Annotated in this window: 13 protein-coding genes; 9 read left to right on the forward strand and 4 right to left on the reverse strand. The window is 45.8% G+C overall.

Translation table 11 applies throughout. From position 1 onward, the window contains the following. Positions 1 to 45 precede the first annotated feature (45 nt). Positions 46 to 1,905 carry a ferrous iron transporter B gene (gene feoB / locus A596_RS11115; protein ID WP_039914767.1) on the forward strand — a complete coding sequence of 620 codons (1,860 nt, stop codon included), beginning with the start codon at positions 46 to 48 and terminating at the stop codon, positions 1,903 to 1,905. A 25-nt stretch (positions 1,906 to 1,930) separates the two neighbouring features. Next, on the forward strand, positions 1,931 to 2,113 hold the full coding sequence (locus tag A596_RS11120) for a FeoB-associated Cys-rich membrane protein (protein ID WP_039914768.1): 183 nt from the start codon (positions 1,931 to 1,933) through the stop codon (positions 2,111 to 2,113). A 27-nt stretch (positions 2,114 to 2,140) separates the two neighbouring features. Here the strand turns inward: A596_RS11120 and A596_RS11125 are convergent, their stop codons facing one another. Continuing rightward, entirely contained in the window at positions 2,141 to 3,127 is a 987-nt protein-coding gene (locus A596_RS11125; RefSeq protein ID WP_052417439.1) for a type 2 periplasmic-binding domain-containing protein, read from the reverse strand. 123 nt (positions 3,128 to 3,250) lie between these two features. Here A596_RS11125 and A596_RS11130 point away from each other — a divergent pair, with 123 nt between their 5' ends. The 3 genes from A596_RS11130 to rdgC all read left to right on the forward strand — a co-directional run bounded on the left by A596_RS11130 (position 3,251) and on the right by rdgC (position 6,155). Beyond that, on the forward strand, positions 3,251 to 4,348 hold the full coding sequence (locus tag A596_RS11130; RefSeq protein WP_039914770.1) for an AI-2E family transporter: 1,098 nt from the start codon (positions 3,251 to 3,253) through the stop codon (positions 4,346 to 4,348). 86 nt (positions 4,349 to 4,434) lie between these two features. Then, positions 4,435 to 5,055 (forward strand): BamJ family beta-barrel-assembly machinery protein, encoded by a 621-nt coding sequence (locus A596_RS11135; RefSeq protein WP_039914772.1) that lies wholly within the window; start codon positions 4,435 to 4,437, stop codon positions 5,053 to 5,055. Between the two features lie 188 nt (positions 5,056 to 5,243). Beyond that, positions 5,244 to 6,155, forward strand: a complete 912-nt coding sequence (gene rdgC, locus A596_RS11140) for a recombination-associated protein RdgC (protein ID WP_039914774.1) — start codon at positions 5,244 to 5,246, stop codon at positions 6,153 to 6,155. Positions 6,156 to 6,213: 58 nt separating this feature from the next. Here rdgC and A596_RS11145 read toward each other — a convergent pair whose 3' ends face one another. Next, on the reverse strand, positions 6,214 to 6,699 hold the full coding sequence (locus A596_RS11145) for a hypothetical protein (protein ID WP_039914775.1): 486 nt from the start codon (positions 6,697 to 6,699) through the stop codon (positions 6,214 to 6,216). Between the two features lie 729 nt (positions 6,700 to 7,428). Between A596_RS11145 and A596_RS11150 the strand changes: the two genes are divergently transcribed. The 3 genes from A596_RS11150 to A596_RS11160 are packed head-to-tail and all read left to right on the forward strand — an operon-like array spanning position 7,429 to position 9,674. Continuing rightward, positions 7,429 to 8,478 (forward strand): FAD:protein FMN transferase, encoded by a 1,050-nt coding sequence (locus A596_RS11150; protein ID WP_039914776.1) that lies wholly within the window; start codon positions 7,429 to 7,431, stop codon positions 8,476 to 8,478. Between the two features lie 30 nt (positions 8,479 to 8,508). Further along, entirely contained in the window at positions 8,509 to 8,826 is a 318-nt protein-coding gene (locus A596_RS11155; RefSeq protein ID WP_039914777.1) for a putative signal transducing protein, read from the forward strand. Beyond that, on the forward strand, positions 8,823 to 9,674 hold the full coding sequence (locus A596_RS11160; RefSeq protein ID WP_039914778.1) for an endonuclease/exonuclease/phosphatase family protein: 852 nt from the start codon (positions 8,823 to 8,825) through the stop codon (positions 9,672 to 9,674). Before A596_RS11155 ends, A596_RS11160 begins: the two co-directional genes overlap by 4 nt. On the opposite strand, the gene A596_RS11165 is transcribed toward A596_RS11160, so the two are convergent. After that, positions 9,651 to 10,601, reverse strand: a complete 951-nt coding sequence (locus A596_RS11165) for a LysR family transcriptional regulator (RefSeq protein WP_039914779.1) — start codon at positions 10,599 to 10,601, stop codon at positions 9,651 to 9,653. The two genes, A596_RS11160 and A596_RS11165, sit on opposite strands and share 24 nt — an antisense overlap. Before the next feature lie 133 nt (positions 10,602 to 10,734). Here A596_RS11165 and A596_RS11170 point away from each other — a divergent pair, with 133 nt between their 5' ends. Then, entirely contained in the window at positions 10,735 to 11,673 is a 939-nt protein-coding gene (locus A596_RS11170; RefSeq protein WP_039914780.1) for a sodium-dependent bicarbonate transport family permease, read from the forward strand. Between the two features lie 108 nt (positions 11,674 to 11,781). On the opposite strand, the gene A596_RS11175 is transcribed toward A596_RS11170, so the two are convergent. Beyond that, the gene (locus tag A596_RS11175; protein WP_039914781.1) at positions 11,782 to 14,019 is read right to left on the reverse strand and encodes an Ig-like domain-containing protein; all 2,238 of its coding nucleotides are present in this window, start codon (positions 14,017 to 14,019) and stop codon (positions 11,782 to 11,784) included. Positions 14,020 to 14,086 lie beyond the last annotated feature (67 nt).

The following is a 14,086-nucleotide window of genomic DNA, read 5'->3' on the forward strand; positions in this document are numbered from 1 at the left end:
ATCCAGTTGTATAAATTTATTGCTACTGACCGTTAGGAATCCCGCATGTCTGCTGTCCCTATTCGTCTGGCGCTGGTTGGCAACCCCAACTGCGGCAAAACCTCCCTGTTTAATCGATTAACCGGTGCCCGCGCCAAGGTTGCAAACTATCCTGGTGTGACGGTGGAACGCCGCTCAGGTGTGGTTACTGCGATGGAAAGCCCCGCCGAATTAGTGGATTTGCCTGGCACTTACAGCCTGTTTGTCACCTCACCCGATGAACAAGTCGCGCGCGATGTCATCCTCGGCAAGCTCGCCGGTGAGCGCCGCCCGGATTTGCTGGTTGCTGTTGTTGATGCCTGTAACCTGCGCCTGGGCCTGCGTCTGGTGTTAGAGCTGCGCAGCCTGAATCGCCCGATGATTCTCGCACTCAATCAAATGGATGAAGCCCGTCGTCGCGGTATTAGCATCAATACCGCCGCACTCTCCCAGGCAATTGGTATTCCGATTATTGAAACTGTCGCGGTTAATAGGCAGGGCGTTGCCGACCTGCGTGACGCGCTGGATGGTTACACCCGGCAGCCCCCCGTTCCTGCAGGTGAGCAAGTCATTACTCTGAGCGATCGCCAGGAATCCGTAGAAGCGCTTTATGACCAGATCGAAAGCCTGATAAAACAACACGTGATCCAGCCCGAGGCCATGCCGCGCTGGCAGGATCGGCTGGACGCATTAGTGATGCATCCCGTACTGGGCCTGGTAGTTCTCTTCACCACATTGCTGGTAATTTTCCAGGCCGTATTTGCCTGGGCAACCCCCGTAGTAGATTTAATCGACGGCGCCTTTGTGGCTTTGGGTGAAGGTGTTGCAACAACCCTGCCTGACGGAATATTGAAAGACTTTATTGTCGATGGCCTCATTGCTGGCGTCGGTGGTGTATTGGTATTCCTGCCACAAATCCTGATTTTGTTCTTCTTTATCCTCGTGCTTGAAGATACCGGCTACCTGACCCGTGCCGCTTTCCTGTTGGATCGCCCAATGCGCGGGCTAGGTTTGTCCGGCCGCTCTTTTATCCCGCTGTTATCCAGCTTTGCCTGTGCCGTTCCCGGCATCATGGCAACCCGGACCATCGCCGATCCACGTGAACGCTTCATTACCATCATGGTGGCACCGCTGATGACCTGTTCCGCACGCTTGCCGGTTTACGCCTTGATTATCGCCGCGTTTATCCCGGAGCAAACAGTTTGGGGCATTTTCAACCTGCAAGGCCTGACGTTGTTTGTACTCTATTTTGCCGGCGTGCTCAGCGCGGCATTGATTGCGTGGTTTATGCGCCGCCGCGCCGCGCGCGAGGAATTCCCGTTATTACTGGAACTGCCCAGCTACCGCTGGCCAATGGCTTATCACTTGTTAATTGGATTGCGCGAGCGCGCCTGGATTTTTTTGCGCCGCGTGGGCACCATCATCCTTGCCTTATCGATTGTGCTGTGGTTCCTCGCGACCTTCCCCGGCGCACCGGAAGGCGCAACCCAACCGGCTATTGATTACAGCTTTGCCGGCCAGCTCGGCCATTTTATGCAGCCATTATTCGCTCCACTCGGATTCAACTGGCAAATGTGTATTGCATTGATCCCGGCGATGGGTGCGCGCGAAGTTGCAGTCAGTGCGCTGGCAACTGTTTACGCCGTAGGAGAAGAATCTATTGATGCAGCCTTGGGTGCAACCCTTGCAGCCAGTTGGTCATTGCCCGTTGCCTACGCTTATCTCGCCTGGTTTGTATATGCACCACAGTGTATTTCGACCATTGCAGTGGTCAAACGGGAGACCAACTCCGCAAAAGCAACAACCTTCTTTACCATTTATTTGTTTGCGTTGGCGTATTTTGCAGCATGGGCGACTTACCAAATCGCCAGCGCCATTGTGAATTAACCGCTCATCAACACTGGAGGCAGTTATGTGGCAAAACATCCCGTGGCAAGAAATAGTCGTCGGCGTTTGTGTGCTCGGCGCGGCCATATTCCTGCTGCGACGCTGGATCTTCCCCGGCAAGAAAGCAGCGGGTTGCGGTGGCTGTAGCGGTTGCGCCAAAACAACAGACTCCGGTTGCAGCACACCCGCAAATAACAGCAAGTTGTAACGCGGAATTATTCGGTAAGGGCGCGATTTATCGCGCCCTTTTTATTGGGCTCAAAGCAGATAAATCGATCCAGTAACGCGGGTTATTCACCGGAGTTTCCGCCGGCAACAACGGATTTTCCAAAGTAATAATATGTCGACGGGTTAAATTCTCCAAACCAAAATTAATGCGCGGGTGATTGAAAAAAAATTCATCGAACTCTCCGCTATCAATTAACTTTTCCAATCCTTTTTCAATACGAACCGCCAATGCTTCATGATTTTTGTTAACAAAAAAATACAGTGCAGCCGGGTAATACAACATTATATTTTTTTCAACCACCAGATTTTTTTCTGAGCGTTGGGTTAATTCAAACCAGGCCTCGGAAATGCCGCGCGGAAAATAATCAAATCGCCTGGCATTAATCATACGGAATAAAGACTCCGTTGTTTCTGCGGTGGTCACGCGCAAACCATTGTGTTGCATAATCGGTGTATCCGGCCAATGTGTTCCCTGCCCGGCAAGCAATGTCGATAACTCCTGCAAATTACGGATATGATCAAAACGGGGCTGGTCATTCGCACGAATTAACAATACCCGATAACCAAACAAGCCTTTGCACAAAGGAATTCGTATCGGTCGCAGCTGCTGTTCGCGCTCTTTATCCGTCATAGTCCAGATCACAAAATTGCGCTTTTCATTTTGTGCCAGATAAAGCCAGCGTGCTTGCGAGTATTCGCGTTCAGAAAAAACAATATCGATTACTTCATTGTCAGCTTTGCTCGCATTTAATGCCATCAGCAAAAGTGTCGTGAAATAATCGGCAGGCTCTTCTAATTTGGTGGCTTGCACAATCACCGGAATGTGGATTTTCCCATCAACTGATTGCTGTGCTTTTGCGATAGCACACGCTAAGAATGCCGCACATAAAAAGAACAAATTGCACCACAACCGATGGCCGGGTACATAAGATGATCTCTGTTGTGCTGGCATACGCATGAACTGGTCCCACAGATTAATGTCTTCAGGAAGCATAGAAGATAACATCCTGCCTTGCAGCTTATGTCATATCCATCTACCCATGGGACACGTGACACTGGTTATCTGCTCCCGTATAGTCAGCAGTTACTTATTCAGCTTTTCCGAAGGATATGCGTTATGCGCCAATTGGAAACACGCTCTTTTTTGTTATTTTTGTTCCTGGTTTCAGTGGCTTTTTTTATTGTACTCAAGCCTTTTTTCGGTACGATTTTTTGGGCTTGTGCGATAACGATCATTTTTTATCCCATGCACCTCAAACTCATGGCGAAATTCAATAATCGCCCTAACCTGACCGCGCTGACTACACTCACGGCATGCATTCTTATTGTAGTTTTACCGATGATCATTTTGATCAGTTCTGCGGTATCGGAAGGTGCCGGGCTGTATAACAAACTGGAATCCGGTGAAATAAACCCCGGTCAATATATCGAGCAAATACGTACCGCATTCCCGGGAGCACAACAAACACTGGAGCGCTTCGGTGTAGACATGGAAAAAGCTAAAGAGAGCGCCCTTAGTGCAACGATGGCATCGGGCAAATGGCTCGCACAGAACGCGCTCAGCCTTGGCCAAAATACCTTCAAATTGCTACTCAATATTTGTTTGATGTTGTATCTGATATTTTTCCTGCTACGTGACGGCGAATATTTACTGGCCTTATTAATCCGCGCCTTACCCCTGGGTGATGACCGCGAGCGCCTGCTGTTTGCAAAATTCAGTGAAGTCACCCGCGCGACTATTAAAGGCAATCTGGTGATAGCGATTATCCAGGGTAGCCTCGGCGGCTTGATCTTCTGGATACTCGGCATCCCCGGTGCACTCCTGTGGGGGGTAGTGATGGCCCTATTTTCGCTGATCCCGGCGATTGGGCCAGCGATTATCTGGGTTCCAGTAGCAATCTACCTTTTCGCCACCGGCGATAGTGTGAAAGCGCTTGTTTTGGCGGGTTTTGGCGCGGGCGTCATTGGCCTGATCGATAACCTGTTGCGGCCCATCCTGGTCGGTCGCGATACCAAATTACCGGATTACATTGTGCTGTTATCCACCCTCGGCGGGTTAGGGGTATTTGGTGTGAATGGTTTTGTAATCGGGCCATTGGTAGCCGCACTGTTTATCGCCTTCTGGGGCATCTTTATTCGCGAAGTAAATGTGCCCGAAGGCAGTCACCACACACCCAATCCAAATGTGCAAAACCGCGGGGATTCTATCGAGTGATCTGCTAGACTGCCCCACCCTTTGAAGCAGCCCTGCTCCATGCAGGGCTTTTTATTTATCGCTACAGTTTTATAGAGAGAACATGTATGTCCAACAAATTCAGCAGTGTGGAAGAGCTTGTAAGTTACGGGATTGGTCGCCAGATGGGCCAGCAATTGGCCGATAATCCCTTTGAAGGCGTATCACCTGCCGCTGTTGCCCAAGGCTTACTGGATGCATTGAACAGCGTTGAAATGCCGTACAGCAACGAGCAAATGCAAGATGCATTTCAGGAAATCAATAACCGCATGCAAGCAAAAGAAGCCGAACAAAGTAAAACCCTGGCGGCAGCTGGCGAAGCATTTCTGGCTGAGAATGCCAAAAAACCGGGTATCACTGTGACCGAATCCGGCCTGCAATATGAAGTGATCACCCAGGGTACTGGCGCAATCCCAAGCAAAACCTCCAAAGTAAAAACTCATTACCACGGCACATTGATTGATGGCACTGTGTTTGACAGCTCTGTGAACCGCGGCCAACCCATCGATTTCCCGGTAAACGGTGTTATCGCCGGTTGGACTGAAGCCCTGCAATTGATGCCCGTTGGTTCCAAATACCGTTTGTACATTCCGCACAACCTTGCCTACGGTGAGCGTGGTGCCGGTGCGAGCATCAAGCCTTATGCAGCGCTGATTTTTGATGTTGAGTTGCTTGATATTGTTGGCTGATCTATTCCATTTTAATTCACCACCAGCATGGGCTCCGGTGTGATCTTTACGACGCGCCGTGAACCCATCCCTGGGGCTCGACGCTCACATCCTGTGAGCGTACGGTCGTAAAGATCACACCGAATCCCCTGCTTCTGCAGCTTCGATAGTCTCCCATTTTCACTCAGTAATTGAATTCCGGATTTTCCATGTGGTTTAAAAATTTACGTTTGTATCGCTTGACCGAAGAGTGGACGATTTCCACCGAAGAATTAAATGAAAAGCTCGCCGAATTCTGTTTTAACCCCTGCGGCAACCTCGATCCATTGCGCTATGGATTTGAATTTCCGCTGGGTCGCCACGGCAGCGAGTTTGTGCACGTCACTAACGGCTACATCATGATTTGTGCAAAAAAGCAGGAAAAAATCCTGCCGGGTGGTGTTATTAAAGAAGCGCTGGAAGAAAAGGTTCAAGCGATCAGTGAAGCTGAATCACGCTCGGTTAGCCGCAAAGAGCGTGATGCATTAAAAGATGAAATTATTTTTTCGCTGCTACCAAAAGCATTTACCCGTTCCACACTGGATTACGCCTACATAGCACCGCAAGAAAAATTAATTGTAGTGAATTCATCATCAGCCAAACGTGCGGAAGACCTTCTCAGCAAGTTGCGGGAAGCGTTGGGAAGTCTGCGCTGCTTGCCTATTGCGCCAAAAAATATTCCCACGCAGGTGATGACGCATTGGCTGCGCGAAAGCCAGGCACCGCACCAATTTGAATTGGGCGAAGAAGTTGAGCTGCAAGCGGCCAAAGATGGTCGTGTAGTACGCTGTAAAAAACTGGATCTCACGGCGGCAGAAATTCGCAATCACCTTGAAAGCGGGATGCATGTCACCAAGATTGCATTGATCTGGAAAGAATCCATTAGTTGTATTATCGACGATCAATTGGGCATCAAGCGCTTGAAATTTGAAGATGTCATTAGCGATAAAGCAAATGAGCGAAACCCGGAAAGCAAAGCTGAACAATTTGATGCAGACTTTGCCATTATGGCAATGGAGCTGAAAAATTTTATCGAGGCATTGCTTGCGGCGTTTGGTGGCGAAAGCGAACCAGCAATTTAAGTGCGGCGATTATACGCAACAGTCTTCAGATAACAACTGAAGACTGTGCATTCAACAATTAACGCGTGTAATACGTTGAGTAATAAATATTATTTCTGTACTCAATGACTTTCTGTTTATCCTTGCATGGACCAATAGGCGAATAAAATTCAACCCTGACATTTCCCATACCATTTCCACCAGTCAAATAGGTTGTCCAGGTACACGCTGCACCAGCAGGAATTGTTGTATCAATAACAGTGTAATAAAGAGAAAAACTATTACAATCACCACTCAATTTATAAGGGCTCACCGGACTGATAGAACAACCGGATTGGCCGCTGCTTGATGTCCACCAGGATTTGGTGGCGACACCGGAACCAATTGGGCAATTCAAGCTCGCGTTGTACCAATAAACTGATCCAACACCGGCCGCCCCGGTAATACCCGATGCAGTGGTCACCCAGGAACACTGGTTAACGGGAACCTGTACATCATAATCCGCATAGGATGGTGCCGAAAAACCCAATGCAGCCACTAACATCCCAATAATTTTTAATTTCATAAAAACTCCTGTTGTCTTTTATGTAGTAATGGTAAACCACAAAATCCCTGAGCTATTTTCATACTGCTAATGGATTGCAACTGGTCAGATTGCACTCTAGCTAAACACTCCTTTTAATTATTTTTTAATGCGTTATCTCCCGCCAAAAAAACACAATCAAATATTATAACTGGCACAACCAGCGCTCAATTATTTTAGGGGCATTATTTATAGCGACACTCTCTTGCTGCTTTAACAATTACGCTCTCACATACAAAACAGCCATCATCAATAATGGATTTTTTTGAAAATTAATTTTACTGGCAATAAATTTTTTAAAATTTTATCGTGCAAATAAAAAACCCTGGAAAAATTATAAAAACAAAAACCACAGGCTGCCCTTACGGCCAATCAGATGCGAAAACTATGTGATACCGACAGCGCTGTCAACAATACGGATAATTTTTGTGCCAGTAAATTTATTTAATTACATGCAACAATAAAAATTTCGCCCGCACATTACCAAAGGTATCAACATATTTTTATCTTAATAAAGAAAAGATCAATTTAATCGTCTTGCCAGGTTATGGTGTTGTAAAAACCCACCTTTATCAGTGGGGTGTAACTACAATACAAAATTAATATTATCCTTAAAATTTAAATTGGATAATTTTATAGAGGCCACAACCAGCAAGCGTTACCCGCTATAATGCGGCAATCACTTTAACTGTGTTTTGCGGAGTTTTATCGATGCCACGGCAGTTTCTTCCTTCCCTATCGTGTTGCCTTAATATTGTGTTTTTGCTGTTACTAACAAGTTGCAGCAAAACCCCGGAATTATCCCAGGTTCATGGTTTTGCCCAGGGCACTACCTATAATCTCAGCTTTGAATTGCCGGCAACTAATAAAACCTCGCTAAGCGATATCGAAAAAGCAGTGGCCGACGAGTTGGCACGCATTGATAAAGCGTTATCAAATTATCGTGACGATTCCGCTATCGAACAATTCAATACCCAACAATCAACTGAAGTATTACCTGCAGATGCAGAACTGGTCACGCTGGTAGAAGAGGCGCGCAAGGTTTATGTTGCCAGTAACGGTTGCTACGATTTGACGATAAAACCGCTATTTGATCTATGGGGTTTTAAAAAAGACGAATTCAGCCCACCCACGGATGAAGCATTAAGCCAAACGCTTGCCACAATCGGTATGAGCAAACTGGAAACCATTGATGCCTCCCATCTGCGCAAACAGATCCCACAATTGCGTATCGATATTTCCTCCATCGGCCAAAGCTATAGTGTTGATCGCATCGCGAGGGTTTTGGAAAACTATGGAATACAAAACTATCTGGTGGAAATTGGTGGCGAGCTATTCGCGAAAGGCAAAAAACCCAATGGCGATTCCTGGCGCATTGCTGTTGAAAAGCCCTTGCCAAATGAACGCAAGTTGCAAAAAATTGCCAGCTTTGATTCCGGCATGCCGTTAGCACTCATCACCTCTGGCACCTATCGCCATTTTTTCGATAGTAACGGAAAGCGCTACAGCCATATCCTTGATGCGCGCAGCGGCAAACCTGTCGAACACAACACAGTTTCTGTCACCATCTTCCATGAAAATCCCACTATTGCCGGTGCCTGGGGTACTGCATTGTTGTGCCTGGGCAGTAAAGATGGAATCAAGGTAGCCGATGACAACAAACTTGCCGTGTTGTTTATTGACCAACAAGGTGACGAATTAATTGAATATGAAACCAATGCAATGAAAACACTTAAGGATGTCAGTTTGCTGCAACCTTAAAGCCTTTAAAAATTTCCCGGATTGGCAATTATGAAACTGGTTTACACTCACGAAAATCGATTGTTTGTTGCAAATGCCCATAATCTTTTGGAGCAGGCCGGTATTCACGCCATCTGGAAAAATGAATTCACCTCCAGCGCTATTGGCGAAGTGGCACCAATCAGCGCCTGGCCAGAACTCTGGGTATTGGAAGATACAGATTACGAAGCAGCCATAGGAATTATTCGCACTGCATTTGCAACAAATAATTCACCAGAATGGGTTTGCTCCCAATGCAAGGAAATCAATGAACCAGCATTTGAATTTTGCTGGAATTGCCAATTAGAAAAACCGGAGTCTGCATTATGAAATTGTTGTTGTTGAGTGTCTTGTTAATTTGTTGCTCGAGCTTTACCAATGCACAGGCATTGGATGTAATGACCTACAACATTCGCTGCGGCTCCTGTGAGGCTGCCGATAACCCCAACAACTGGAAAAAACGTAAATACCTGGTTGCGCACGTAATCAAAAACCATAACCCCGATATTATCGGTTTACAAGAAGCCGAAATTAATCAGGTGGAAGACTTGGTTGAAATGCTCGACGATTATTCGTGGATTGGTGTGGGCCGCGAAGACGGAAAAGAAAAAGGGGAGACTACTGCCATTCTATTTCGCCATGGCCGTTTCGCCTTACAAGGCCAGCAAACATTATGGCTATCACAAACACCGCATCAGGTATCACGCGGATGGGACGCGGCCTTTCGCCGCATACTTAGCATTGCTAAATTAACCGATGCGGTTAATAAAAAAACCTTGCTGGTCTTTAACACCCATTTTGATAATGAAGGTGAATTAGCAAGACAGGAAAGCGCTAAACTCCTGCTTGCTGAAATTGCCAAACTTGGTACACACGAGAACTTTGTTGTCACTGGTGATTTTAACTTTAAAACCAATTCAAAAGGCTACGAAATCATCACCCGGACACTGGCTGATGCCGAAAAAATATCAACAACACCAGCAATCGGCGGCAATAAAACTTTTAATGACTTTGGAGCCAACAAAGATATCGACAACAAAATAGATTTTATTTTTGTCAAAAAAGATACCAAAGTGCTGAATCATGAAGTGGATACCACTGTTTACAATGGATTGTATCCGTCAGATCATTTCCCGGTGATTACAAAACTGGATTTATCCGCGCCCGCCCAACAATAAATCCAGCTCATTGCGAATATATTTTTCATCCACCCATTCACTTAAATGTGCGTTCATATACTGGATAAAATTATGGGCAGCGACCGGCAAACGCCGGTCGCTATGACGCACCAGATACCAGTGGCTGATTAACGGAAAATCTTTTACCGGCAACAATGCAACTTTGGCATTGGCTTGTGCCAGCGTATGTTCAGAAAGTACCGCCAACCCCAACCCCGTTTCTACACTCATCCTGATAACTTCGTTACTTTCAATCTGCAAAGTATTATGGAGTTGATAGTTTTGATCGCGAAGCCAATTTTCGAACATCATCCGCGTAGCACTACCCGGCTCGCGCATTAAAAAACGTTCGTTAATTAATTCGGAAAATTTTAACGATTTCCTTTTTGCTGCCCAATGCTTTAACGGTGCAATCAATACCAATGGATTACGCAGAAACCGTCCGCTAACAACATGGTCACCTGTCGGTGGATGGCTAAACAAATACAAATCATCCAACTGGTTTTGAAAGCGCTGCAAAACACTGCTGCGATTACCAATATTAAAAGTGACATCCACACCGGGATACTGCTGCGTGTAAGGACTCAGCAATAACGGCAATACATATTGCGCCGTCGTCACAACACCCAAACTGAAATGGCCTTTATTACCTTGCGCCGCCTCGCTTAAAAAACTGTTGAAATCATCGAAACGCCCCAATGCATCCAGCGCCGCATGATAAAGCTCGCGCCCTACATAGGTGGGCTGGTATTGTCCTTCGCGAATTTCCAATAGCTCTTCACCAACCGCCTCGGTAAGTCGTTTTATTTGCTGGGATACCGTCGGCTGGGTCAGGTGCAGCTGGCTTGCAGCCTGGGAAATGGAACCAGTGCGAATCACGGCGATATACACCTGTAACAAACGAAAAGTCAGGTGACGGATATTCATAACAACGCATCCCCGGCGTAAGCCATAGATAATTATCAATATTTACGAGTATAAACATTAATTATCATCTATCAAAAAGAGGCGCCAAAATAACCCCTGTAAATAGAATTTCCCGCAAATTGAGGTTATAGCCATGCCCGATATCGTAATTATGTTCTTTCTGCTCGGCGTTCTGGCCGGGGTGGCAAAATCGGATTTAAAAGTACCCAAAGCAGCGTACGATACCCTGAGCATATTGTTGATGCTCACGCTCGGCCTGAAAGGTGGTCTTGCCCTGCATGGTAATGTTAACTGGCACTTACTGCCGGAGGTAATCACAGTAATATTGCTCGGTATCACTATCCCCTTGCTGCTTTACCCCGTGCTGACCAAATTAATAAAACTGAGCGCCGCCAACGGGGCGAGCATCGCCGCTCACTATGGCTCAGCCAGCGCCGGTACTTTCGCCGTTGCAATCGCATTCGCCGAGACAAATCACCTCGCCATTGCTCCGCAAACCACCCTGTATTTAGTCCTTCTTGAATTGCCAGCGATTGTAGTGGGCATACTGTTATTCAAAAAAGCCACCGGCAATGGCAACAATATGAAGGGCATTTGGCATGAAGCGTTGACGAGCCGGGGCGTAGTACTGCTAACAGGAGGCGTGATTATCGGCTACCTCTACGGCCCCGACGCCAGCAAAGATGTAGCGCCACTTTTTCTCGGCGCGTTTAAAGCCTTGCTTGCACTGTTCTTATTAGAGATGGGTGTTTGTGCATCGCAACATTTAAATCCATTCCCGACACAACATTGGAAATTAATCGGCTTTGCATTACTCGCGCCTTTCGTATTAGCGCTAATCGGCACTGCCGCCGGATTTGCACTGCATCTACCACTCGGGAGTATATTAATACTCGCCGCATTAACAGCTAGCGCTTCTTACATTGCTGCACCAGCTGCTATTAAAGCAGCAATAAAAGAAGCCGATGTTGGCCTCGCCATTTTCGCCGCGCTCGGTGTGACTTTCCCGCTAAACGTACTAATTGGCATTCCGATTTATTACCAGGTTATAGAAATGATAAATCGTGTTTAGAAAATTGCAGATCGCTCTTTCGCTAACCTTAACCAAAAAAACAAAAGCCCGATATAAAATCGGGCCAGCTCCAAAAATAGTAATTTATCTTTTTAAGTGTAATGAGGACTATTGAGAAATAGTTACCCGCTCACCATTTTCCGGGTTGATTTGGTAAAGCCCGTGCCCGGAGACACCCAGCAACGTGGAGTCAGACAGGAACGCAATATCGAGTGCGGAAACAGGTAAAACACTGCACATTTTTTTCGCCAGATCGTATTTAAACAGCTCGTTATTTGCGAGCATCGTCAATGTCTGCCTGGCAGGGTCCAATTCCAGATTGGCATCGTACTTGTAATCCAGGGTATGTCCATTGCAACTTTCTAACACCATTGCCCGGTCGCCAGTTGCCATATCGATAGCGATAACTTTAGTTAACTCGCCAAATTTGGTAATGGATGCGTAAAGTTGGTTGTTTTGCTTATCCAATGCAAGGCTTGCCATAGGCATAAGTGCTGGACCAGATCCGGTAGTTCCATCAAATAAAATACTTCTTTTATTTGTTTTTAAATCAATAGAGACAACAAGTTCTTGAGCTGAGCTTGCTACCAACAATCGATCATTGACATTGTCGTAAACCATATCGGCAACACCAAAAATAATCGGACCTATACCAATAGATTGATTAGCAATAATTTCATGTTTACCGGTAGTAAGATCAATAACTCCAATCGTCAGGCCGAAAGCAACAAAAGCACGATTATGTTCTTCATCAATAGCTAATGCCGCCGTCCTCTCCCCATCATAAATACTCAAATCCGATATAACTTTGCGATTTCCAGTAGCGAGGTCAATCTTAAATAGCATCTCTTTTGCATCCAGGCGATCATCCAACACATACGCAAATTTATTGTCCGATGTGATAGCCAATTGGTCTGGCCATACCAATTTGGGACCAGCGCCAATACCATTCTCCGTCAGAAAGCTCAATTCTGCCGAGGTTAAATCGACTGCCACCAACTGCCCCAAACCAGGATCACTCACCACCAAGCGGTTATGTTTTTCATCAATAACAAAACCGGATTGTTGCGCAAACTCTAACATGTCTTGTTGCTCATGGAAGTGAGTGTACTCAATTGACTTGTCAGCTATTTTTACTTTTGCAAAATTATCGTTACCGAGCAGATAGAGGTATTTTCGATCATCACTGACCGAGAGATGATTAAATGCAATAGGGTCGATAAAACTCTGCTGCACACCAGTAATCGCATCGATTTTTATTAACTCCGTGCGTAAGTCATTACGCCATAAAGTGCCAATAAGATAATTATCTACATAGACAATTGAGGTGATGTGCTTGTAGTTATCGTCTCCAGCTGCGCGCTCGGAAAGCACAGAAACCTGGTTACTTTCAAGGTCAACTTTTAAAATTTTTGAGGTGGTTTTATTGTCATGCGATACATAATAAGCGAGAGCAAAATAAAATTTTGAATCCGCCGATAATGTTCCACTTACAGAAATCCAATTGTGTTGGCTTGCATCAAACTGCAAATCATATATCGCCTCCAGACTAATAAGACCAGTGGCAATTTTACTTGAATATACTTTTAGAACTCCCCCTTCATTGGCAACAGAAAAAACTTTTGAAGAATCTGCGGACAATGACCAACCCTGCTCATACCGGGAATCTGGCAACGTTGTCATAAGCAGGGAAGTCATATCAACCGAAAAAATATTAGGATATTGCTCAAAACTGATAAAGCGATTATTGGTTGTATCCTTAATAAGCGCCAAGGGCACTCGATAATTACTAAGGGAAACAGGCTTGTCGCTGTTTTTTGTTGTGCCGCCATCGTTATCGATAACCTCTACATTGATATCTGTTTGACCAAAAGGAAGATGAATATTGGCCGTCCAGGCTACAGTGACCTGTTTTCCTGAATAGGGTTTAGCAAACCCGGTGATTGCATTTTCCACTTCGTTGCCACGGACAGATTTCATTGCGGCATTTATGGCAGTTGTCGAGTGAAAACTTGCATCAACTCCGTTTACTCTGATTTTATTAATTCCCTTATCATCCGTAGCAATACCCTGAACAGTAATATTGGATGTATTAACCCGTGCATTCTGACGGGGAAATAAAATACTTACGGTGGGGTTTTCATTGGCAATAGCCAGTGATGAACTGATAGCAGATTGACTGGATATATCGGAGCTGGATGTACTGATGATTGAAGAGGATGTTGTCGTCGTCTTGGATGAGGAATCCCGTCCCCCATTTCCTGAACCGCCTCCCGATCCACCGCACGCAGTAATTCCTACTAAACTCGCAACAATTAAAATTTGCCGGGCACTTTTATTTTTCATACAAACATATTCCATTAGTTGATCATTTTATTAAGTAATATTATCGCTCCGAATATTATCATTCTTT

This window comes from Cellvibrio mixtus subsp. mixtus J3-8 (assembly GCF_000766945.1).
Lineage (GTDB): Bacteria > Pseudomonadota > Gammaproteobacteria > Pseudomonadales > Cellvibrionaceae > Cellvibrio > Cellvibrio mixtus_A.